Consider the following 25,084-nt stretch of genomic DNA (forward strand, 5'->3'; position numbering starts at 1 on the left):
CACGCGTCGTGGCCGGCTCACCCCCGGACCCCGCCGGCGGTCAGACCACTGACGAGGTAGCGCTCCACGAAGACGAACAGGACCACCACCGGCACGATCGCGACGAGCGAGGTGGCGAAGAGGTACTGCCACTGCTCGTGGTAGGAGGTGACGAAGCCGGGGATGGCCCGGGTCAGAGTCATCCGGTTGCTGGAGGAGGTGATGGTGAGCGCGACCACGTACTCGTTCCAGGCGCCGATGAACGTGTACACCAGAGCGGTCACCACGCCGGGCATCGCGAGCGGCAGGGTGACCCGGACCAGCGCGCCGAACCGCCCGGTACCGTCGAGATAGGCCGCTTCCTCCAGCTCCTTGGGGATGCTCGCGAAGTACGCGTTGAGGATCCAGATGCAGAACGGCAGGTTGAACGCCGCGTTCACCAGGATCAGTGCCTCGGCGGTGTCGGTCAGGTCGAGGCCGACCATCTCCCGGTAGATGCCGACCAGCAGCGCGGTCGGCGCGAACATCTGGGTGACCAGCACCAGCACCAGGAACGCGCCGCGCCCGCGGAAGCGGTGCCGGGCCGTGTAGTACGCGGCGGGCAGCCCGACGGCCAGGGTGAGCAGGGTCGCCGCCGCGGCGACGTACAGGGAGAACAGCAGCGCGTCGGTGACCGGCGGGTCCGTGAGCGACCAGACGTTCTTGAAGTTCGACCACTCCCACCGGGACGGCAGATAGGACGGCGGGGACTTCATCAGCTCCGGCGTCGGCTTGAGCGCCGTCAGCAGCATCTCGACGTAGGGCGCGAGAAACGCCAGCGCCACCAGCCATCCGACGGCGGTGAGTGCCACGGTACGCAGCCTCATCGGACGCCTCGGTGCCCTCGTTCTTGCCGCGGTTCGCGTTCTTTCCGGGACGGAGGTCCGGCTCATGCGGTGTCCTCCTGTCGGCGGACCACGCGCAGATACACCAGCACAACTGCCAGGATCAGCACGAAGTTGACGACGGCCATGGCGGCCGACTCGCCCACCGCCTGGTTGTCGAAGGCGAGTTTGTAGAGGTACGTGGTGGTCGTGTCGGTGTCGAAGCCGGGGCCGCCTCGCGTCATGGCCCAGATGATGGGGAACGAGTTGAACACGTTGATCACGTTGATGATCGCGGCGACCAGCAACGAGGGCCGCAGCAGCGGCAGCGTGATGCCCAGGTAGGTGCGGACCGGACCGGCGCCGTCCACCCTCGCCGCTTCGTACACCTCGGCCGGGATGCTCTGCACCCCCGCCAGCAGGACGAACGAGGTGAAGGGCAGCGAGACGAACACGGCCACGCCCATCATCGCGGCGAACGCCTGACCGGGGTGGGCCAGCCAGTTGACGGGGGTGTCGAGGACGCCGAGGTCCATGAGCACCTCGTTGACCACGCCGTAGAAGTCGTTGAGCATCCACCGCCAGATGAGGGCTGTCATCAGGACGGACGCGGCCCACGGCACGATCAGTGCCCACCGCACCAGCCGCTGTCCGGGGAACCGGGTGTTCAGGAGTTGAGCGAGGGCGAGGGCGAGCAGGATCGTGACGACCACGACCCCCACGACCCAGATCAGCGTGCGCAGCAGCACCCCCGGCAGGTCGTCCTCCGCGAACAGGTCGGCGTAGTTGCGACCGCCCGCGAACCCGCGGGACAGGCCGGTGGAGCTGATCCGTGTCAGGGAGGTACGGATCATCTCGACCACCGGCCAGACGACCATGCCGAGGATGAGTACGGTCGCGGGACCGAGCCACAGCAGTGGCTCCAGCGCACGCAGGCCGCGCCTGTGGCGGCGGCGTGGGGCAGGCTCCGGCGCTGCCGGGGCACCTTGCCGGCCCCCGGCAGCGCTCACGGTGACGTCGTGGACCGTCACCTGATCAGTCGCCCTTCTGCGCGGTCTGCTGGATCTTTTTCAGGACCTTCGACGGATCGGCGTCCGCCACCGCCGTGCCGATGCGCTGCTTCACGGCGCCGTCGACCGCGGCCCAGGCGGGGTCGTCGGTGGGAGCGAACTGCGCGTCGGACAGGGCGTCGACGAACGGCTTGTAGTAGGCGGCGTCCTGATCGGAACTCAGCGTGTCGCCCGCCGACTTGGTGACCGACAGGAAGCCCTCGGTGGAGACGAACTGTGCCGCGTTGCGCTGCTGGTAGAAGTAGTCGAGGAACTTCTTCACCGCGGGCCTGTTCGACCCGTCACTCTTCTTGAACGCGACGAGGTAGTCCTGCACGCCGAGCGTCTTGTGGGTGCTGCCGTCCTTGCTCGGCAGGGCCGCGACGCCGTAGTTCAGCTTCTTGTCGACGGGGTCGATGAAGCCCTTGCGCATGAACACCGCGCCGTTGAGCATGCCGATCTTGCCCTGCGCGAACTCGTTGAAGACGTCCTTGCGGTTGGTGGCCTCCGGGTTGGGCTGGGTGACCCCTTCCTTTGTCAGCTTCCGCAGGTAGGTGAGCGTGTCGATGTTGGCCTGTTGATCGACGGCCCACTTGCCCGAGGCGTCGGTCCAGCCGCCGCCGTTGTTCATCGCCCAGATCTGGAACTCGGCCTGGGCCTCCTCTGCCCCGAGGGGTAACCCGAGTCCGATGTATCCGGCCTGCTTGATCTTCTTGGCGTCGGCCTCGACCTCCGCCCAGGTGGACGGCGGCTGGGAGATCTTCGCTTTGGCGAAGATCTCCTTGTTGTAGAAGAACAGCCGCGCGCTGGAGATGAACGGCAGACCGTACTGCGTGCCCTTGTACTCGGCCTTCTCCTTGAACAGCGGCAGGAAGTCGGCGAGCACCCCCGGGGAGACGACGTCCTGCGCCTTGTAGACCAGGTCGTCGCGGGCGAAGTCGGAGAACTTGTTGTAGTTGAGGAGGTCGGGCTCCTGCTTGGTCTGGACGTACGTCTTGACCTTGGAGTCCATCTGTTCCCAGTCGACCACTTCGAGGTTCACGTGGTAGCCGGGGTTTGCGGCCTCGAAGTCCTTGATGAGCGCCTTCCAGTAGGCCTGGGTGTCGTCGTCGTACTTCGCCGCGACGAAGCGGATCGTCTTGCCGTCGGAGCCGCTGCTGTCGGAGGCGCTGCCCTTGCCGCAGCCGGTGAGGGCCAGAGCCAGGGTCAGAGCCCCGGCGACGCCCATGAGGTGCCGTTTCACGGTGTACCTCTCCGCATGCAGTGCTTGCACTGCCATGCTTGTTTCTGCGCGATTGTCGGCGTTTTCAATCAACTAACGTCATCATGCTCAATGAATCGCGCATGCTGTCAAGGGCCGCCGGATCACGCATCGGTCAAGCCGTGCACCCAGGGCGGGCGACCACCACGGAGGCGCTGGAACCACTCGGCCGACCGCGGGGACGGGCTTCGGCGACCGCGGCCGACCGCGGATCCGCGGACCCCTGCGGCGGGACCGGCGGACCCAGCGCTCGTCATCGACTTCCCCGACGAGACCCCGGCCGCCCAGACCTGCTCCACCACCACCGAACCGGCGCTCCCGCGGCTCCCATGGGGCGAGGCCCCGGGACATCCGCAGGCGCAGGAGCGGTCCACGGTGCGGAGCCCGCCGCCCAAGAGGTGCTCGCAGCCTGGCAGTTCACGATCCCCGGACGGGTGCAGGCGTGCAGGATCGCCCCGGAGGCGGCGCTCAGGAGGCGCGAGTCGGCAGGCCACTGGACGGAGGCGTTCGCGTCGAAGTTCGGGGACCCGGTGTGCAGTGGATGGCCCCGCCCTCAGCCGCACCCCGGTCGCGGATCTCGTCGTGGTGCACGCGGCGCGGACCCGGACAACCCACACCGTCCGGCCCGTTCCACCGCCCCGGCCCGACGCCCGTTCACACAGATTTTACCGTTCGATTCGGGCGATCCCGGGGCTCGCGAGGGTGTCTCACAGGCCCCGTGGCCGTCCGCCACCAGGCACGCAGGCGGCCCCTGGAGCCTCTCCTCGCCCCAACTGGGCCTCCCGCACCGCATATTGACAGGCAGCGCACCGTGCAAGAGCATGAGCGAAATTGCGCTGAATCTTGCATCTCCAAGCAATATCAAACATCTCTCAGGCACCGCGCATCCTCGTGACCGCACCGAAGCGACACCGCGCAGACCGCGCCCAGCACCACGTATCGCCGTTCATCGAGCCAGAGTCCTGTCCGACAGGAGGACCCGAGTGCACGTCCGACCGAGCAGACCCAGCGGCTTCCTCCTTGTCGCCGCCCTGACCGCCGCTTTCCTGGCCCCCGTCACCGGCCCGGCGGCCCACGCGTCGTCCCTGTCCGGCGCCTCCGCCGCCGGGCCGAAGGTGACCCACAGCGCGAAAGCTGTCACCGTGTCCGTCCCGGCCTCCGCGGGCGCCCCCGGCTACACCCTCGACGTGGCCACCGACGAACTCTCCCTGACCACACGTCGCGCGGGCAGAACCGTCCTCGCCGCCGCCTCCGGAGACACCGGCGCACTGCGCTTCACCACGTCCGACGGTGCGTGGCAGCATGCCACCGGCATCACCGGCTGGACGTGGCACAACGGCGTCCTCACCCTCACCGCCGACACCACCCTCGCCGGGGCCACGGTCGAGGCCCGCATCACCCCGCAAGCCGACCGCTACCAGCTGGACTGGGACGTCGAGGGCGGCAGCCCGACCAGCCTCGGACTCGCCTACGACCTGGCCTCGGCCGGCCACTGGTACGGACACGGCGAGGCCGAGACCCCCCAGGGCGGACCGGGCGTCGACCAGCCCTGGCCGCTGGACAGCGGAGAGGTGCAGCACAGCGACTTCGGACCCGCCTCGTACAACATGATCGATCCCTTCTGGTACACCTCGGCCTCGACCGGACTGCGCGTCGACACCGGCGACACCATGAACGTGTCGATCAACGGTGGCAAGGACGGCCTCGGCCGCTTCACCGTCGACTCGGCCGCGACCTACAAGGCCACCGTCTTCGTCGAGTCGACGCCGCTGGACGTGTACCGCGACTACATCGGGATCGTGGGCAAGCCCCAGCAGAGCGACGCCACCTACACGCAGTACGAGAAGCCGCTGTGGAACTCCTGGGCTCAGTTCTACACCCACGTCGACCAGCAGAAACTGCTCGACTACGCCACCGAACTGCACGACAAGGGACTCGACGGACACACCATCCAGCTCGACGACAAGTGGGAGTCCGGGTACGGCAATCTCACCTTCGACTCCACCACCTTCCCCGACCCCAAGGGCCTCTCGGAGAAGATCCACGACATGGGGTTCGACTTCGGGATCTGGGTCACCCTGTGGATCAACCTGGACTCCGACAACTACCAGTACGCCGCCGACCACGGCTATCTACTGAGGAACGCCGCCGACACCACCAAACCGTGCGACGTGACCTGGTGGAACGGCACCGCCGGGATCATCGACCTCGCGAACCCCGACGCCAAGGCCTGGTACGAGGGAAATCTCAGGAAACTGATGGCCACCTACGGCATCGACGGCCTGAAGTTCGACACCCGCTTCTTCGACGAGAAATGCGCCCCGCGCGACGGCTACCAGGCCACCGACTACCAGAAGCTCGGCACCGAACTGGCCGACGAGTTCGACCTGCAGGGTGCCGGCATCCGGGTCCACTGGAGCTCCACCGCCCATCAGGCCGGCTTCGTCACCCGGCAGGTCGACAAGGGCACCGGCTGGGACTCGCTGCGGGCATCGGTCGGCCAGAACCTGGCGATCTCCACCATCGGCTACCCCTTCGTCGAGTCCGACATGATCGGCGGCTCCGGCGGACAGGCCGCACCGAGCAAGGACGTCCTGGTCCGGTGGGCCCAGTCGGCGTCACTGATGCCGCTGATGTACTCCTCCACCTCGCCGGTGGAGACCAATGACGTCACCACCGGCCAGAAGGTGACGTACGACCAGCAGACCATCGACCTCTACGCGGCGGCGATCAAGGCGCACGAACGGCTGGCCCCCTACATCTGGGACCAGGTGCAGGCGACGCTGAAGACCGGCGACCCGATCATGCGCCCGCTGTTCTTCGACTTCCCGAAGGACCAGGCGAGTTACACGGTCGACGACGAGTGGATGCTCGGCCCGGCCGTCCTGGCCGCGCCCAAGCTCGGCTCCGGCGCGACCCGTACGGTGTACCTGCCGTCGGGCAACTGGTTCGACGTCAACCAAGGCACGGTCATCCACGGCCCGGCGACGCTCAAGGGCTATGCGGCGCCGCTCGGGGTGACCCCCGCGTTCGTCAGGCTCGGCGCCAACGGCGCCCTCAAGGCGATCCGGGCGCTGAAGCGGGACGGCGTCCCGGCCGCGTCCGTGCTGATCGGCCCCGACGCCCCCAGTACCGGCTCCGGTAAGCCCTTCGAGGTGACCACCACCGCCACCAACTGGGGCACGGGCCCCCTCAGCGGCGTCCGCACCTCACTGACCGTGCCCGACGGCTGGACCGCGCAGGCCACCACAACGGCGACCGCACGTTCCCTCAGGCCCGGGGCCGCGTACACCACCGACTGGACCGTCACCCCGGCCGCCGACGCCGCATGGGCCGGCCATGACCTCACCGGCACGGTGACGTACAGGACATCCGCCGGGAAGACCGTCACCGTCGACGACACCGTCCGGGCGACGGTGGAGGCGACTCCCGACAGCGTCCAGGACCCGTACCGCACGACACAGACCACCGACGCCCAGTACGCACAGGCGGGCGACCAGTTCGCCATCTGGGCGGCCGGACAGGACCTGTCCGGCTGGAAGGACGAGAAGGGCGCGGTCTATCTGGCCGGCGCTGCCGGTCAACAGTCCACCGTACGGGCCCAGTTGGTCTCCCAGACCGGCGAGAGCCCGGCGGGCAAGGCCGCCATCGCCATCGCCAACGACCTCACGGATCCGTCGAAGGGCGGCTACGCGGTACTGGCCATGACCAAGAGCTACGGGCTGGAGTTCATGACCGACAGCAACGGCGACGGAGTCCTCGACACCTGGGCCGGCGGCGGCTCCACCTACCATCCGGCCCACCTGAAGCTGGTCCGTGACGGCACCACCTGCACCGCGTACGCCAGCAAGGACGGCGAGACCTGGACGACGGTCGGCACCGCACAGGTCCCGTCCGCGGCCGGCGCCGAGGACGCCGGGCTGGTCGCCAGCGCGGTCAACGCCAACTACCCGGGCGACACGGCCGAGGCCGTCTTCAAGGGATTCTCCGTCACCTCCTGAGCTGAGAGGGCCCGGCCATGTCACGCGTTCCCACCGCCGTCGCCGCCTTCGTCGCCGGCATTGTCATAGCCGCGACCACCACGGCGATCGCCGGCACCAGTACCCCGGACACCGACGTCAACTCCAGGTCCACGACCACCTGGCTGACCGTCAAGGTCGCCGACGCCATGGGCACCAGGGACACGATCACCTGGGTGCCCACCGGATCCTTCGCCTCCTCCGCCGAGGTCCGGGTCCCGCGCTACCCGACCACCGCCATCCAGGGCAAGGACACCACGCGACTCTCGCTGGCCGCCGTGCGCAACGAGCAGGTCTCCGCGCAGCTCGCCATCGCCTCCGGCCACGACCTGCACGACGTGAAGGCGAGCGTCGGTGACCTCGCCGGACCCGGAGGGGCGAAGATCTCCGGCTCGGGCACCCGGGTCAGGTTCGTGAAGTACGTGCCCGTGCAGCGCTCCAAGAGCGAGATGGACTGGTCGGCCACCATCGACCAGGTCAGCTCCGCCACCGAGGTGTCAGGAGACCGGGACCCGGACGTCGTCGGCGACGCCCTGGAGGAAGCCTCCTCCATCGACGTGCCCGCCTACGCGGCGCAGCCGCTGTGGTTCACCTTCCACATCCCGAAGTCGGCCACCGCGGGCACCTATTCGGGCACGGTCGAGGTCACCGCCGACGACGGCACCAGGGTCGGCTATCCGCTGTCCGTCGAGGTCGCGAACGCCGCCGTGCCGGACCCGAAGGACTACAGCTTCTTCCTTGACGTGTGGGCGCAGCCGGAGACGATGGCGCTCAACAGCGGCGTCGAACTCTGGTCCGACAAGCACTGGAAGCTCATCGAGGCCTATGACCGGGACCTGGCCGGCCACGGTCAGAAGGTCATCAACACCACCATCGTCGACAACCCCTGGCACCACCAGTGGTCTCTGGGCACCCGCCAGTCGCAGACGGCCACCCCGTACTCCAGCATGGTCGCCTGGAAGTGGGACGGCAGCCGGTTCTCCTTCGACTTCTCCCGCTGGGACGCCTATGTACGGACGGCGTTGAAGTCCGGGCTCGGGCCGGACATCGGGGCCTTCTCGATGCTGGCGTTCCAGGACGGCGAGCACGTCACCTACACCGACACCCGCACCGGCAAGACCGTCAACGAGCCGGTCGATCTGGGCGGCGCCCGCTGGCGCGAGGCGTGGGGGACGTTCCTGCCCGCCTTCGTCAGGCATCTGAAGACCAAGGGCTGGCTGGATCACACCTACCTGTCGTTCGACGAACGGCCGGTGGACACCATGACCGTGGTCAAGGACTTCGTCCACGAGGTGGCACCGGACTTCGACGACCGGATCTCGGTCGCCGGGTCGGCCGGCACGACGGACATCGCCTCCGACCTGTCCGTCAGCTGGGACACCATCGACCAGATGACGGCCGAGAAGGCGGCGGAGCGCCGCGCGGCCGGCAAGATCACGACCTTCTACGTGTACGGCACCCCGGCCCACCCCAACACCTTGGCGTACTCCCCCGCCGTGGAGGCGCGGATGCTGCCGTGGATCTCCGCCCAGCGCCACCTGGACGGTTTCCTGCGCTGGTCGTACAACAGCTGGACGTCCGACCCCTTCTCGCAGCCGGTGTACATCTTCACCCAGGGCGACGAGTACCTCGTCTATCCCGGCAGGAACGGCCCGATGTCCAGCATCCGCTGGGAGCAACTGAAGGAAGGCATCGAGGACTTCGAGCTGATCGCCCAGGTGCGGAAGAAGGACGGCGGTAAGGACGACTCCGCCCTGACCGACGCCCTCACCACCGCGACCCGCGACCTCGACGGCCGTACGAAGAACGTCTCCGACATCGAGGCCGCGCGGGCAACCGTGGTGAAGGAGCTGACGTCATGAGGGGACGCTGGAGAGCTCTCCTCACCGCCTTGACTCTCGCCACCGGCTGCCTGGGCACCACGGCGGCCCACGGCGAGACCCGCGCGGCGGTCAAGGCGGCCTCGCCCCAGGCGCACACCGTGACCTACGACCAGTACTCGGTGAAGATCGACGGCAGGCCGCTGTACATCTGGGGTGCCGAGATCCACTACTTCCGGCTGCCCAGCCCGGACGCCTGGCGGGACGTGCTGCAGAAGATCAAGGCGGGCGGCTTCAACGCGGTGTCGCTGTACTTCGACTGGGGCTACCACTCCAGCAAGCCCGGCTCCTACGACTTCACCGGTATCCGGAACGTGGACCGGCTGCTGGACGAGGCCGAGCGGGCGGGCCTGTACGTGATCGCCCGTCCCGGCCCGTACATCAACGCCGAGGTCTCCGGCGGCGGCTTCCCTGCCTGGCGCAAGACCCGCACGGGAGTCAACCGCACCTCCGAGGCGGGCTATCTGGCCGATGCGCGGGAGTGGATGAGCCGGATCAACCCGATCATCGCCCGGCACCAGCTGACCCGGGGCACCGGCAGCGTGATCCTCTACCAGGTCGAGAACGAGTACCAGGGCGGTCGCCACGACGCCGCCTACATGCAGACGCTCATCGACTGGGCCAGGGCCGACGGCATCGACGTACCCACCTTCGTCAACGACGGCGGCGCCAACCAGAACTGGGTGAGCGGCAAGGGCGCCCCCGACATCTACGGCTTCGACGCCTACCCGCAGGGCTTCGACTGCGCCCACCCCGACACCTGGCGGAACCTGCCCGACTACAGCTACGTCAAGGCCTGGAAACCCCAGTCGCCACTGATCATCCCGGAAGCGCAGGGCGGCGCCTTCGACCCCTGGGGCGGCACCGGCTACCAGAGCTGCGCCCAGCTCACCGGCAGCGACTTCACCCGGGTGTTCGCCAAGACGAACATCGCCGCCGGGGTGAGTGGCCAGTCCTTCTACATGACCTACGGCGGCACCAACTGGGGCTGGCAGGCAGACCCCAACGCCGTCTACACCTCCTACGACTACGGGGCCGCGATCAACGAGTCCCGGCAACTCACCGACAAGTACCAGGAGTTCAAGCGGCTCGGCTACCTGGTCACCTCCGTGGGCTCGCTGGCCCGCACCGATAAGGCCGACGCACCGGCCCCCACCGATGCCACGCTGCGCATCGACCGCCGGGTCAATCCCGACGACGGCACCCAGTTCTTCACCGTCCGGCACGCCGACACCACCGTGAAGACGACGAACAGCACCACGCTGTCGATCTCGGGGAAGGACGGCGACTACCCACGGGTGCCCCAGCAGGGCGCCATCACCGTCGCCGGCCACGACGCCAAACTCCTCGTCGCCGGTTACGACCTGGGCGACCAGCGACTGGTGTACTCCACTTCGGAGATCATGACCCACGCCCGGATCGGCGACCACGAGGTGGCACTGCTGTACGGGCGGCACGGCGAGGGCGGCGAGACCGTACTGCGCTACGCCGCGAAGCCGAAGGTCACCGTCCTCGACGGGGACGTCTCGGTGCACTGGGACGCCGGCCGCGGTGATCTGCGGCTGGACTACACGCACTCCGGCCTCGCCCGCGTCCTCGTCAACGGACTGGAACTCCTCATCGCCGACGACGCCGAGACCGCCCACTGGTGGCGCCAGGACACCGGCGCAGGACCGGTTCTCGTCCGCGGCCCTTCGCTGGTGCGCACCGCCGAGGTGACCGCCGACGGCACCTTGAGGCTGACCGGCGACTCCACGAAGAAGACGAAGATCGACGTCATCGCCGACACTTCCAAGGTGGCCAGGACGACCTGGAACGGCGACGCCATCGCCGTCACCCGGTCCCCCCGCACGGTGGATCTGCCGGCGCTGACCACCTGGAAGTACCACGACGAGGCACCGGAGGCGGCCCCCGGATTCGACGACTCGTCCTGGACCACAGCCGCCCGTCTCACCTCGAACAACCCCGATCTGGACGGCTCGTTGCCCGTTCTCGCCATGGACGAGTACGGCTACCACCAGGGCAACGTCTGGTACCGGGGCCGGTTCACCACCACCGGTCACGCGACCGCGCTCGCGCTCGACGCGAACACCGGACCCACAGGGCAGTACTCGGTCTGGCTCAACGGGACCTACCTCGGCAGCTCCGGGGACGGGGCACACACCTTCGACATCCCGGTCGGGACGCTCAGCGCCAGCGGCGAGGACAACGTCGTCTCCGTGCTGGCCGTGAACGCCGGCAACAACGAGGAATGGGGCCACGACTACTCGAAGGAACCACGCGGCCTGATCAGCGCCGCGGTGGTCGGCGGCGCCTCGACCCTCACCTGGAAGATCCAGGGCGACCTCGGCGGCGAGGACCCCGTCGACACGGCCCGCGGCGCCTACAACAACGGCGGCCTGTACGGCGAGCGGAGCGGCTGGTCGCTGCCCGGTTATCCGGACGGCGGCTGGGCCCACAGCACCCTGGCGGCCGCCACTGCGACGACGCACCCCGGGGTGCGCTGGTACCGCACCACCGCCCGGCTCGACCTGCCACGCGGCCAGGACACCTCCGTCGGGCTGGACCTCGGCGAGGAGGCGGGCGCGAGCACGGCGCACCAGACGCTGATCTACGTCAACGGATGGCTGATCGGCCGCTACCTGCCCGCCACCGGACCGCAGACCCGCTTCGTGATCCCCAAGGGACTGCTGCACGAGCAGGGTGAGAACACCATCGCCCTGGCCGGCTGGTCGACCGCCGGCAATGCCGGCCCGGGCATGGCGAAGCTCGTCGACCTCGGCACCGTCACGGGCGGCATCGACGTAGCCACCGTGGCAGCACCTTCGTACAACGCGAAGACCTATGCCGTGCAGCAGGCGACAGCCCAAGTCACCGTGGACGCCGGTCCGTTCCTCAGCACCGGTACGGCCGCCGAGGTCCCGGTCTCGCTGACGATCCCGAGGCACGCCGCCGTCGCGCGGAAGGTGACGCTGTCGCTCGCGGTCCCGGACGGTTGGAGCGCGAAGGCCACCGGTCCGACCGGGTTCGCCCGGGTGCGGCCGGGCGCCACGGTGACCACGACGTACACCGTCACCCCGCCCACCGACCCGGTCGCCTACACACTGCTGACCGCGACCGCGACCCTGCGGCAGCAGGGCGGTACGGGGACCGTCACAGGTGAACGCGCCGTCCAGGTGCCGCCGCCCGGACCGCTCGGCGACACGTACGTCAGCGACCTGCCCCTGGTCAAAGCGGTGAACGGCTGGGGACCGGTCGAGAAGGACCTGTCCAACGGCGAGTCCGAGGCGGGCGACGGGCGCACCCTCTCCATCGGCGGCACCACATACGCCAAGGGCCTGGGCGTGCACGCCGACAGCGAGGTCCGCGTCTACCTCGGCGGCGGCTGCACCCGGTTCACCGCGACCGCCGGGGTGGACGACGAGGTGGGCGACGGCGGCAGCGTCTCGTTCCGGGTGGTCGCCGACGGCCGGACGCTGCTGAACACCCCGGTGGTGTACGGCACCGACGGCGGCACCGCCATCGACGTGGACATCACCGGCGCGGGCTGGCTGGACCTGCTGGTGGACGGGGGCGGCGACATCTCCTCCGACCACGCCGACTGGGCCGCCGCCCGGCTGACCTGCGCGGGAGGCACCCCATGAAGCTCATGAAACTGCTGCGTACCGTCCTGTCCACCGCTCTGGCCGCCGTGCTGCTCGCCGCACTCACCGCTGCGGTCCCGGCCGCCCGGGCCTCGGCCGCATCCCCGGCGCGGTCGACGGCGGTCCACCAGGTCGGCTACGACAAGTACTCCGTCACGATCGACGGCCGGCGGGTCATGCTGTGGTCCGGGGAGTTCCACTACTGGCGGCTGCCCAGCCCCGACCTGTGGCGGGACGTCCTGCAGAAGATCAAGGCGAGCGGTATGAACGCCGTCTCGATCTACTTCGACTGGGCCTACCACTCCCCCGCCCGGGGCACGTACGACTTCACCGGCGTCCGTGACGTCGACAAGCTGCTCGACATGGCCCAGGAAGCCGGGCTCTACGTCATCGCCCGGCCCGGCCCGTACATCAACGCCGAGACGGACGGCGGAGGTTTCCCCGGCTGGCTGACGACCCAGAAGGGCCGGGCCCGCTCCACCGACCCGGACTACCTGGACGCCGCCCACGAGTGGCTGCGCCACATCGACACCGTCCTCGCCCGCCACCAGGTCAGCAACGGCACCGGCCCGGTGCTGCTGTACCAGGTGGAGAACGAGCTGTACGACCCGGACGGCCGCGCCTACATGGTCGACCTGAGCAAGCAGGCGCGGTCCGACGGGATCACCGTCCCACTCGTCGGCAACGAGCCGGAGCCGCAGTACGCGGGCGGCGAGGGGCTGGACTTCGTGGGGGCGCTCGACCAGTACAACGCCTTCTGCCAGGGCCCGTGGTGGGTGCCCGAACTGACCCGCCCCGACGCCACGAAACCGCTCGCGGTCTTCGAGGCGGGCACCGGCTGGTTCCAGACCTGGGGAGACACGGGCTACGACAAGTGCCGCCAGACCATGGGCCCCGCCTACCAGAAGATCGTCAACAAGGCCGAGATCATGCAGGGCACCACGATCGAGAACCTGTACATGACCTACGGCGGCACCAACTGGGGATGGCTCGCCGACCCGCGCCAGGTGTACACGTCGTACGACTACGGCGCCCCGATCACCGAGGCCCGCCAGACCGGCGCCGACTACGACGAGCTCAAGCGGCAGGGCCTGTTCTACACCACCACCGCCCCGCTGACGAAGACGGAGCCGGTCGACGCGCCCGCCTCCTCCGACGCGGCGGTCAGCCTCATGGCCCGCGCCAACCCGGACACCGGAACGCAGTTCCTGTACCTGCGGCACGCCGACGCGACGGCCGGCTCCGACACCACCACCGGGTTCAACTGGCAGACCCCGGACGGCACTTATCCGGTGAGCGTGCGGCTGAACGGACAGACCGGCAAGATCCTCGTCGCCGGGTACGACCTGGGCGGACAGCGCCTCGTGTACTCGACCAGCGAGCTGATGACGAGTACGACCGCCGACGACCGGGACGTCGCGCTGCTGTACGGCGCCGACGGCGACCCGGGGCAGACCGTGCTGCGCTACGCGTCGAAGCCCACCGTCACCGTGCTGGACGGCACGGCCAAGGCCACCTGGGACGCGGACCGCGGCGACCTGAAGCTGGACTACACCCACTCCGGCCTCACCCGGATCCTGATCCACGGCGGCGGCCGACGCGACCTGACGCTGCTCATCGGAACCGACGACCAGGCCGCCGACTTCTGGCGGCCCGACGGCAGCACCCTGGTGCGCGGCACCGAACTCGTGCGTACCGCCACCGTCCAGGGAAGCACGCTCGCGCTCACCGGCGACGCGTCGAAGGCCGGGCCGCTGGAGGTGTTCGCCTCCTCCACCGTCCGGAACGTCACCTGGAACGGCAGCCGGGTCACCGTACGCCGCACGGCGTCCGGCAGCCTGCTCGGGTCCGTGCCGGGGCCCAAGGACGTGAAACTGCCGCAGCTGACGCACTGGAAGAAATCCGCCGAGACGCCCGAGGCGGCCCCCGCCTTCGACGACTCCTCCTGGACGTACGCCGACAAGCTGACCACGGACAACCCCACCCAGCCGGGCACCCTGCCCGTCCTGTACCAGGACGAGTACGGCTCTCACTACGGATACGTCTGGTACCGGGGCCACTTCACGGCGTCCGGCACCGAGAAGTCCCTGTCGCTCACGGCGAACGCGACCAATCCCGACACCTCCTCGCGGGCCGTCGGCGCCTACTCGGTGTGGATCAACGGGAAGTTCGCCGGGACCAGCGAGACCGGCCGGCATACCTTCCCCCTCGATCCCGGGGTGCTGCACAAGGGGGCGGACAACGTCGTCTCCGTCCTGGTCGGGACGATGGGCCACAACGAGGACTTCGCCTACGACAGCGACGACCACAAGCAGCCGCGCGGCCTGACCGCCGCCTATCTCTCCGGCTCCGATGCCCGGATCACCTGGCGCATCCAGGGCGCACGGGGCGGCGAACAGCCCGTGGACACCGCGCGCGGCGCCATGAACACCGGCGGCCTGTACGGCGAGCGGTCGGGCTGGACCCTGCCGGGCTACCCGGACCAGAAGTGGAAGGACACCTCCTTGCCGGCGTCCGACACCACCCCGGGCATCGCCTGGTACCGCACGAGCTTCACCAGCCGTATGCCGGCGGGCCAGGACGTCTCCGTCGGCGTGACCATCGCCGACGACGGCACGCGCGACTACCGGGCCCTGATCTACGTCAACGGCTGGCTGATGGGCCAGTACGTCAACGACACCGGCCCACAGCACACCTTCCCCGTCCCCAACGGCATTCTGCGCGCCGACGGCAGGAACACCATCGCCATCGCCTCCTGGAACGAGGACGGCGCCGGCGGCGGCCTCGGCAAGGTGACGCTGACCCAGCTCGGCAACGTCACCTCCACCCTGCGCGTCGCCGACGTCAAGGCCCCCTCGTACGACCCTGCGGTCTACGCCCGGCAGGCCACCGCGGCGGCCGTGGGCGTCGACGCCCCCGACACCGTCGAGCCGGGCGGCACCTACCAGGTCACCGCCACCGTCGCGGTACCCCGCACCGGCCGGGCGCTGCGCCGCACCGCCCTCAGTCTGAAGGGCCTCCCCGACGGCTGGACAGCGACGCCGCAGAACCCGGTACAGGTGGGCACCGTGAAACCGGGGGCCACGGCCGAAGCGCGGTGGCCGCTCGACGTCCCGGCCGACCAGGCGACGGACGCGATCCTCGTCCTGAAGGCGACGGCGTCCTTCAACGGCGGTTCCGTGACCGGGGAGAAGGTGGTCGCCGCTCAGCCACCGCCGCTCACGGCCGGCGAGCACTACCTCAGCGACCTGCCGTTCCAGTCCAGCAGCAACGGCTGGGGCCCGGTCGAACGCGACCTGTCCAACGGCGAGAACGCCGAGGGCGACGGCCTGCCCCTCGCACTGCACGACACCACGTACGCCAAGGGCCTCGGCACGCACGCCGCGAGCAGCGCCCAGGTCTGGCTCGGCGGCAGCTGCACCACCTTCCACGCGGCGCTCGGCCTGGACCAGGAGACGTACGGCCGCTCCGACGGCCCGGCCACGGTGGACTTCACCGTCCTCGCCGACGGGGAGCAGGTCTACGACAGCGGCACCGTGGACCGCGACACGGAAACCAAGGCGATCGACGTCGACGTCAGCGGAGCACGGCAGCTGGAACTCGTCGTCTCGGACGCCGGGGACGGCAACGCCCTCGACCATGCCGACTGGGCGGACGCCAAGGTGACCTGCGGCGGAGGTGCCTGATGCCCATCGGGAGAGGAACCCTCCACTGCGGCTCTGCGGCACTGATCCTGGCCGCCCCGCTGCTCGGCACGGCTCCCGGCGCCGCGGGCTCCGGGCCGGTCACCTTCGCGACACCCGACTACGAACTGCGCGTCACCACAGACCAGTTGACCCTCACCACGGTACGGGCGGGTCGGACTGTGCTGGCCACGGCGGCCGGGGCGTTCCGGTTCCGGATCGGCGACGACTGGTACCTCGTCCGGGAGGTCGCCGACAGCAGTCGCGAGGGCGACACGGTGCGCGTCACCGCCGCCACCGATCTCCCGGACGTCACCGTGGACCTGAGGATCACTCTGCGGTCCGACCGGTACGACGTGAACTGGTCGCTGTCCGGGGCCACCGCCGACGTGCTCAGCACGGCGTACGACCTGGACAGCGCCGGCCATTGGTACGGGCACGGCGAGAACACCGACCAGACCGTCCAGCCGTGGCCGCTGGACTCGGGGCAGCTGGTCGACACCGCGTTCAGCCCGGCGTCGTACCAGGTGGTGTCCCCCTTCTGGTACACCGCCGACGGCACCGGGCTGCGGGTCGACACCGGCGAGCCGATGGACGTGCGCATCAACTCCGGTGGCAACGGGCTCGGCGAGTTCACCGTCGCCGGTGACCGTCCGGCCGACTCCACGGTGTTCGTCGAGGACACCCCCGCCGAGGTGTACCGCGACCACATCGCGCTGGTCGGCAGGCCCGAGCGCTCCGACACGTCCTACGCCCAGTACGCCACCCCGCTGTGGAACTCCTGGGCGCAGCTCTACGGCGAACAGAACCAGCAGAACGTACTCGCCTGGGCTCGTGCGCTGGCCGCCGCCGGGCTCGGCGGGCACGCCCTGCAGATCGAGGAGAGCGTGATCGCCGCCGACTTCGACGAGCGCTTCCCCGATCTCCCCGCCCTCTCCAGGGAGTTGAAACGCCTCGGCTTCGACCTCGGCATGTGGACCGGCCTGTACATGCCCGAGACCGCTGCCGGCTTCTCCCAGGCCGTCGACAAGGGATATCTGCTCAAAGACCCCTCCGATCCGTCCAGGCCGTGCCTGTTCACCTGGTGGAACGGTCGGCAGACCGGGCTGATCGACCTCGCGAACCCGGCCGCGCGGCAGTGGTACTCCCGGAGCCTCAAGGCGCAGGTGAGCGAATCCGGAGTGGCGGGATTCAAGTTCGACACCGCCTTCTTCGACGACCGGTGCGCCCCTTACCCGGGGGCCACCCGTGCCGACTATGTCGGATACGGCACCGAACTGGCCGACGAGTTCGACCAGCAGGGGGCGGGATTACAGGTCGCGTGGAACGCCGCGCAGGCCCAGGGCTTCGCCACCCGTACGGCCGACAAACCGACCACTTTCGCCGGGCTGCGCGCCGCGGTCTCGGCCAACCTGGCGGTCTCCACGATCGGTTACCCGTTCGTCGAGACCGACATGATCGGCGGATCGCTCCAGTATCCGCCGCCCGCCAAGGAGGTTCTGGTCCGCTGGGCGCAGGCGGCCTCCCTGATGCCGCTCATGTACGCCTCGACCTCACCCACCGGCGCCAAGGACGCGACGACCGGCGAGTGGGTCGGCTACGACCCACAGACGGTCGGGCTGTACCGCGCGGCCGTCGCCACGCACGAGCGGCTGGCTCCCTATATCTGGGACCAGGTCCAGCAGACCCTGAAGACCGGCGACCCGATCATGCGGCCGCTGTTCTTCGACTTCCCGAAGGACGAGGCGGGTTACACGGTTGCCGACGAGTGGATGCTCGGCCCGGCCGTGCTGGCCGCGCCGAAGCTCGACGAAGGCACCACCCGGGACGTCTTCCTGCCCTCCGGAGTGTGGCGCGACGTCAACCGCGGCACGGTCGTCCGCGGCCCCACGACGCTCAAGGCGTACGCGGCGCCGCTCGGGGTCACCCCGGCGTTCGTGAACCTCCGGGCCAAGGGCGCCGCCAAGGCGCTCAAGGCGCTCCGCGCTGCCGGCGCGACACGGTGAGGGGCGGCACATGCATGCGATACGGAGCAGGTTCGCGGTGTTGCTGCTGGCGGTCGTCGCCGTCGTGGCGGGGACGGTGGCGCCCGCCGGCGCCGATCAGCGGGACGGCCGGCCCGACGACCGGCGCGACTGGACCGGGACGTGGGCCACAGCGCCGAGCGAGTACTACGACGTCTCGGGGATGTCCGAGGTGACGGTACGGATGCCGGTGCGCACCAGCGTCGGCGGCTCCTGGGTACGCATCCGCCTGTCCAACGCCTATGCCACTGCACCGGTGACCATCGGGCACGCGACCGTGGGGCTGCGCGACGGCGGCTCCGCTGTGGCGCACGCGTACGGCCTGAGGTTCGGCGGGAAGCGTGACGTGACCGTCCCGGCGGGCGGCGAGGCGGTCAGCGACCCGGTCCGCCTCACCGTACCGGCCCTGGCCGACCTGGTGGTCAGCCTCTATCTGCCCGGCCGGGTCACGCACGTCAGCGACCACTGGTGGGCCCAGCAGACCGTGTACTGGACGGACTACGGAGCGGGCGACCACTCCGCCGACGCCGCCGGTGACGCCTACACCTGGACCACCACCAGCTGGCCGTTCCTCAGCGGCGTCGAGGTGACCGTGCCAAGGGCCCGGTCGGTGGTGGCGCTCGGCGACTCGATCACCGACGGGTCCTACTCGACGCCCGACACCGACCAGCGCTGGCCCGACCTGCTGTCCGCCCGGCTGAACACCTGCCTGCCCGGCGCCGGGGTGCTCAACGCGGGCATCACCGGCAACCGGATCACCGCCGGGACCGCGACCAACCCGTCGGCCCTGGACCGCCTCGAACGGGACGTGCTCTCCCAACCGGGGGCCAGGAGCCTGGTCCTCTTCGAGGGGATCAACGATCTCGGCGGGGCAACCGCCGAGCAGATCATCGCCGCCATGACGGAGATCGCCCACCGGGCGCACCAGCGTCACCTGCGCGTCGTCGCCGCCACGATCACGCCCTACAAGGACTTCACCTGGGGTGGCTGGAGCGAGGCGACGGAGGCCCGGCGGCAGCAGGTCAACGCCTTCGTCCGGGACTCCGGCGGGATCTTCGACGACTACGCCGACTTCGACAAGGCGGTCCGGGATCCGGCCGACCCGCGGCGGCTCGGCGCGGCGTACGACTCCGGCGACCATCTGCATCCCGACGACGCCGGAATGAAGGCCTTCGCCGACTCCATCGACCTGACCACCCTCGGCCTCGGCCGCGGCTGTTCCTGAGGAGGACCTGTGCTTGGACATCTGCGTGGACACCTGCGCGGACGCCGAAGAAGCGCGGCACTGGCAGCAGCCGTGGCTGCCTTCCTCACGGTGCTCCTCCCGGCGGGGCCCGCCGAGGCCGGTCAGCGGGCGTGGACGGGTACTTGGACCACCGCGCAGCACGCCTCGTACGACCCGGGAACCTCGGAGGTGACCGTACGGATACCGGTGCGGGTGAGCGCCGGCGGGTCGAGTGTGCGGATCCGGCTGACCAACGGCTTCACCACCGAGCCCGTGACGATCGGGCACGCGACCGTGGGGCGCCGGGACAGTGGCGCCGCCGTCGCAAAGCCGTACCAGCTGCGGTTCGGCGGCAAGGACGGGGTGACGATCGCCGCCGGGGAGCAGGCGGTGAGCGATTCCGTCCGGCTCCGGGTGCCGGCCCGCAGCGATCTGGTCGTCAGCCTGTACTTCCCTGGCCGGCTGACCCACATCAGCCAGCACTGGATGGGTCTCCAGACGGTCTACTGGACGCCCGACGGCGGCGGGGACCACGCCGGGGACGTCGGCGGAGACGCGTTCACCAGGACCGACTCCACCTTCCCGTTCCTGACCGGTGTCGACGTACGGGGCGGTGACACGGGAGGCTCCGTGGTGGCGCTCGGCGACTCCATCACCGACGGGGCGGCCTCCACGGCGAACGCCGACCGGCGCTGGCCCGACTATCTGGCGGGGCGGCTGTCTGCCTGCTCGACCACTGCCGGAGTGCTGAACGAGGGCATCAGCGGCAACCGGATCACGGCCGGGACCGACGGCAACCCGTCGGCACTGGACCGGCTGGAGCGCGATGTGCTGTCGCAGCCGGGCGCCCGGACGGTGATCCTCTTCGAGGGCGTCAACGACCTCAGTTGGGGCGGTGCCACCGGCACTCAGGTGATCGACGGCATGAAGGAGATCGCGCGCCGTGCGCACGCCCGCGGTCTGCGGGTCATCGGAGCGACAGTCGTCCCGTATCGCGGCTGGGGCGACTGGTGGACCGAGGCCAAGGAGGCCGACCGGCAGCAGGTCAACACGTTCGTCCGGGACTCCGGCGGCGTCTTCGACGGCTACGCCGACTTCGACAGGGCGGTACGGGACCCGGCCGACCCCACCCGCTATGCCGCCGCGTTCGACTCGGGCGACCATCTGCACCCCAACGACACCGGGATGAAGGCGTTCGCCGACGCCGTCGACCTCGCCGGCCTCCGGGTGGCCCGCGACTGCCCCTCCGCCCGAGTCCGGCTCACCCCGTACCTGCCGAGCCTGCGCTCCGGGGACGGCTCGGAGATCACGGCGGCTGTCACCAACACCGGCCGCAGCGCCGTAACGGAGGTGCGCACCCGGCTCGACCTGCCGGACGGCTGGACCGCGACGGCGGACAGCACCGGCCGGCGCACGCTCGACCCGGGCGACAGCACGACCGTGACCTGGACCGTCACCCCGTCGGCCGACGCCACATGGGGCGCCGCCCGGATCGGTGTCGCGTCGTCCTTCCGCCAGAGTGGGCGCGTCCGGCATGACAGTGACAGCGTGGACGCCACCGTCGTCCCCGCCCCGACCGGTGTCCGGGCGCCGTACCTGACCACCACCACCGCCGAGGGCGCCCAATACGCCCAGAACAGCGGCCAGTTCGCCATCTGGGCCGGCGGCCAGGACCTGTCCGGCTGGAAGGACGAGAAGGCGGCCGTCTACCTGCCCGGTGCCGCGCCTGCCTCGGGCAGCGTCATCGCCCGCGTCGTAGGCCAGACCGGCAGCGGGCCCTCCGCCAAAGCCGGAATCGCGGTCGCCAACGACCTGACGGATCCGGCGAAGGGCGGCTACGCCGTGCTGACCATGTCCCGGCAGTTCGGCGTGGAGTTCATGACCGACAGCGACGGCGACGGCAAGCTCGACACCTGGGCCGGCGGCGGCGCCTCCTACCACCCCGCCTGGCTGAAGCTCGTGCGCGACGGCAGCGCCTGCGCCGCCTACGCGAGCACCGACGGATCCGCCTGGCAGCAGGTCGGCACCGCGAACGTGCCGTCCGCGAGCGGCGACGGGGACGCGGGCCTGGTCGCGAGCGCCGTCAACCTCGACTACCCCGGCGAGACCACCACCGCCGTCTTCGACTCCTTCTCGACCACTCACTGAGAGGCAGTTCCTTGACCGTCAGCCGCAGAAGGTTCCTGACGACAGCCACCGCTCTCGGCGGGGCCGTGCTGCTCGCCCCGCCCGGCGCCGCACAGGCGATCGCCAACGGCAGTCCCGGCTACCTCCCCACCAAAGCGTCTCTGGACACCCACCCCGTCCCCCGCTGGTACAAGGATGCCAAGTTCGGCATCTTCGTCCACTGGGGCGTCTACTCGGTCCCCGCCGGCTCCGCACGGCAGATGGCCGCCGAGTGGTACCTCTGGTACCAGAGCGACAAGAACAACCAGACGTGGGCCTACCACCGCGACACCTACGGCGAGAACTTCGTCTACGACGACTTCATCCCGCGGTTCACCGCCGAGAACTACGACCCGGACTCCTGGGTGCGGCTGTTCGAGCAGGCGGGCGCCGAGTACTTCGCGCTCACCAGCAAGCACCATGACGGATTCGCGCTTTTCCCCAGCCAGGTGACGGACCGTCACGCCGGGAAGTACGGGCCGAAGCGTGATCTGGTGGGCGAGCTGATGGCGGCGGCGCGCAGGCGTGGCACCGTACGGCCCGGCCTGTACTACTCGCTCGGGGAGTTCTTCAACCCGGCGCTCGACCGGCCCATGAAGAACTTCTACACCGACCAGGAGGTCCCCATGACCGGCTACCAGCCGGTCGACGACTACGTCGGGGACTACGAGCTGAAGCAGCTCTACGAGATCATCGACCGCTACGACCCCGAGCTGCTGTGGGCCGACGGCCAGTGGTTCCGCAAGACCGACACCACGCCGTGGCGCAGCGAAGAGCCGATGGCCCACTACTACAACCGGGCCATGAACCGCCCCCGGCCCAAGGGGGTCGTGGTCAACGACCGCTTCGACACCCACTTCGACTTCGCGACGTACGAGCAGCGCACCAACCCCACGATGGACCCGCAGAAGTGGGAGTGCTGCATCACCATGGGCTACTCCTGGGGCTACAACAAGTTCGAGCTGGACGAGGACTACAAGACCTCGGAGTTCCTCATCCACCTGCTCGCCGATGTGACCAGCAAGAACGGAAACCTGCTGCTGAACATCGGCCCCAGGCCGGACGGCACGATCCCGGACATCATGCAGCAGCGGCTGCTTGACATCGGCGCCTGGCTGGACGTCAACGGCCCTGCGATCTACGGTTCCACGCCGTGGCTGCGGGCTGAGGAGGAGGGCAGCCCCGTCGGTATCCGGTACACCGTCTCTCCGGGCAAGTTCAACATCATCGTGCTGGGCGCCCCCAGCGGAACGCTGTCGGTGCCCGCCGACATACCCGTGAGCGCCGACTCACAGATCCGGCTACTGGGACACAGCGAGCCGCTGCGCTGGACCCGCAGCGACGGCAAGGTCCACATCCAGGTCCCGGCCACCCTGCCCAGCGACATCGCCAACACCTTCACCGTCGACTGGAACCGAAGGTGAGCCGCATGACGACGCGTACGGCGACCGGGACCGCGCTCGACACCCTCGGCCCCGCCCTGACCGTCACCACCGATCCGGCCGACCCGGCGAGCGGCGACGCGCTGACCGCCACCGCCGTCCTCACCAACACCTGCCCCTTCCCGCTCCGCAACGCCGTCCTCTACCTGATGGATCCGGGCGCGACGACCGCGACGAGGACGATCCCGCTCGGCGACCTGCGCCGCGGCGCGAAGATCACTCGTAGCTGGGCGACGACGATGCCGACGGACGTGGCCGGGAACGTGTCGTTCACCGCGCACGTCGTCTTCGACGTCGCCGGGCGCAGCGCCGACTGCGCCCGGTCCGCCAGAACGTTCACCGTGCCCTACCGGCCGGTCGGGGTACGGGATCCCTACCGCTCCTTCGCCACCGCCGACGGCGCGGCCTTCGGCCAGTACGGCAGCCAACTGGTGATCTGGGCGGGCGGCCGGGACCTGTCCGGCGGCACGGACGAAAAGGGCGTCATCCACCTTCCCGGCGCCGCCGGCGAGTCCAGCGTGGTGCAGGTCGAGACGGTCAGCCTGACCGGCAGCGACAACCCCTCGGCCAAGTACGGGATCGCGGTCGCGAACGACCTCACGGCGCCGGAGAAGGGCGGCTACGCGGTGCTCACCATGTCGCTCGACTACGGCCTGGAGTTCATGACCGACAGCGACGGCGACGGGCATCTCGACACCTGGGCCGGCGGCGGCGCCTCCTACCACCCCGCCTGGCTGCGACTGGTCCGCTCCGGGACCGCGTACACGGCGTACGCCACCGGCAACGGGCTGGCCTGGGACGAGATCGGCAGCGCGACCGTGCCCTCCGCGAGCGGCGCCCTGGACGCCGGGGTGGTGGCGAGCGCGGTGAACCTCAACTACCCGGGCACGACCGTGCAGGCCGTGTTCGACCACTTCACCGTGGAGGAGTCATGAACACCGGCCGGACACACCGTCAGACCTACCGCCCCGACGAGGACTTCCTCACCCCGCCCGTCTCACTCACCGTCGTACCGTCCGCTCCGGAGTCGGGCTCGGCCGTGACCCTGACCGCCACCCTCACCAACACCGCCCGGGTCGGGCTGCTCGGCACCGTCCTGTACCTCGCCGTGAACGGCACCGGACGGCCGTCCGCCCTCGGTCGCCTGGCGCCCGGAGGATCGGCGACCCGCACCTGGCGCACCCGGCTCGCCGACGACGCCGAGGGCGAGGTCTCGTTCACCGCCCATGCCCTCTTCGACGTCGGCCCCGGCAGCTCCGACTGCACCCGCGCGTCCTCCTCGGTACTGCTGCCGTACCGGTCGCTTCCCGGCGCCTTCGACAACGCCGGCATCGCCTCCGACGACGCCCTCACCGTCGCCGACATCGACGGTTCGGCGTCCAGCCTGTCCGCGCAGGCACTGGCAGCGGCCGGGCTGACCCCGGGGGCGGCGGTCACGTACAACGGGGTGACCTTCACCTGGCCGGACACCCGGCCCGGGAACCTCGACAACGTGATCTGCTCCGGGCAGACCGTGCTGCTGTCCGGCTCGGGCTCCCGGCTGGCCTTCCTCGGCACCAGCACCTGGGGCGCGGGCAAGGGGGACGGCAAGGTCGTCTACGCCGACGGCTCCGAGCAGGCGTTCTCCGTCGACGTCCCCGACTGGTACGGGGCGAACGCGTCGGCGGCCGTCGTGCTGCCCTACCGCCACATCGCCACGGGCCGGGACGACAACCAGGTCAGTCTCTACACCTTCGGCGTCGATCTCGACTCGGGCAAGGAGCTGCGGTCTCTGGTCCTGCCGAAAGTGAGCGACGGCCTCCAGTCGGGCGTAGCCGCTCTGCACGTGTTCACGATGACGGTCGCCTGA

At 69.8% G+C, this 25,084-nt stretch carries 13 protein-coding genes; 10 read left to right on the forward strand and 3 right to left on the reverse strand.

The features are described 5' to 3' along the window. Positions 1-17: 17 nt before the first annotated feature. From OG223_RS08585 to OG223_RS08595, 3 genes are all read right to left on the reverse strand, one after another. Positions 18-845 (reverse strand): carbohydrate ABC transporter permease, encoded by an 828-nt coding sequence (locus OG223_RS08585; protein WP_329244713.1) that lies wholly within the window; start codon positions 843-845, stop codon positions 18-20. 62 nt (positions 846-907) lie between these two features. Further along, the gene (locus tag OG223_RS08590; protein WP_329244716.1) at positions 908-1,852 is read right to left on the reverse strand and encodes a carbohydrate ABC transporter permease; all 945 of its coding nucleotides are present in this window, start codon (positions 1,850-1,852) and stop codon (positions 908-910) included. A 25-nt stretch (positions 1,853-1,877) separates the two neighbouring features. Beyond that, the gene (locus OG223_RS08595; RefSeq protein WP_329244719.1) at positions 1,878-3,134 is read right to left on the reverse strand and encodes an extracellular solute-binding protein; all 1,257 of its coding nucleotides are present in this window, start codon (positions 3,132-3,134) and stop codon (positions 1,878-1,880) included. Between the two features lie 1,001 nt (positions 3,135-4,135). On the opposite strand from OG223_RS08595, the gene OG223_RS08600 reads away from it, so the two are divergent. The 10 genes from OG223_RS08600 to OG223_RS08645 are packed head-to-tail and all read left to right on the forward strand — an operon-like array spanning position 4,136 to position 25,084. Next, the gene (locus OG223_RS08600; RefSeq protein ID WP_443073699.1) at positions 4,136-7,153 is read left to right on the forward strand and encodes a TIM-barrel domain-containing protein; all 3,018 of its coding nucleotides are present in this window, start codon (positions 4,136-4,138) and stop codon (positions 7,151-7,153) included. 17 nt (positions 7,154-7,170) lie between these two features. Continuing rightward, on the forward strand, positions 7,171-9,033 hold the full coding sequence (locus tag OG223_RS08605; RefSeq protein WP_329244722.1) for a DUF4091 domain-containing protein: 1,863 nt from the start codon (positions 7,171-7,173) through the stop codon (positions 9,031-9,033). Beyond that, positions 9,030-12,695, forward strand: coding sequence for a beta-galactosidase (locus OG223_RS08610; protein WP_329244726.1), 3,666 nt, complete (start codon positions 9,030-9,032; stop codon positions 12,693-12,695). The genes OG223_RS08605 and OG223_RS08610 overlap by 4 nt, the downstream gene beginning before the upstream one ends. Beyond that, positions 12,692-16,381: a beta-galactosidase gene (locus OG223_RS08615; RefSeq protein ID WP_329244729.1), complete on the forward strand. Its 3,690-nt coding sequence runs from the start codon at positions 12,692-12,694 to the stop codon at positions 16,379-16,381. Before OG223_RS08610 ends, OG223_RS08615 begins: the two co-directional genes overlap by 4 nt. Beyond that, on the forward strand, positions 16,381-18,384 hold the full coding sequence (locus tag OG223_RS08620; protein WP_329244732.1) for a TIM-barrel domain-containing protein: 2,004 nt from the start codon (positions 16,381-16,383) through the stop codon (positions 18,382-18,384). The genes OG223_RS08615 and OG223_RS08620 overlap by 1 nt, the downstream gene beginning before the upstream one ends. A gap of 10 nt (positions 18,385-18,394) precedes the next feature. Continuing rightward, positions 18,395-19,627 carry an SGNH/GDSL hydrolase family protein gene (locus tag OG223_RS08625; protein WP_329244735.1) on the forward strand — a complete coding sequence of 411 codons (1,233 nt, stop codon included), beginning with the start codon at positions 18,395-18,397 and terminating at the stop codon, positions 19,625-19,627. Between the two features lie 9 nt (positions 19,628-19,636). After that, positions 19,637-21,775, forward strand: a complete 2,139-nt coding sequence (locus tag OG223_RS08630; RefSeq protein ID WP_329244738.1) for a GDSL-type esterase/lipase family protein — start codon at positions 19,637-19,639, stop codon at positions 21,773-21,775. Between the two features lie 11 nt (positions 21,776-21,786). After that, entirely contained in the window at positions 21,787-23,217 is a 1,431-nt protein-coding gene (locus tag OG223_RS08635; RefSeq protein WP_329244741.1) for an alpha-L-fucosidase, read from the forward strand. Positions 23,218-23,222: 5 nt separating this feature from the next. Next, a complete protein-coding gene (locus OG223_RS08640) occupies positions 23,223-24,170 on the forward strand; it encodes a hypothetical protein (protein ID WP_329244744.1) in 948 nt (315 codons plus the stop codon). After that, a complete protein-coding gene (locus tag OG223_RS08645; protein WP_329244746.1) occupies positions 24,167-25,084 on the forward strand; it encodes a beta-glucosidase in 918 nt (305 codons plus the stop codon). The genes OG223_RS08640 and OG223_RS08645 overlap by 4 nt, the downstream gene beginning before the upstream one ends.

Origin of the sequence: Streptomyces sp. NBC_01478 (genome assembly GCF_036227225.1) — a bacterium.
Classification (GTDB): domain Bacteria; phylum Actinomycetota; class Actinomycetes; order Streptomycetales; family Streptomycetaceae; genus Streptomyces.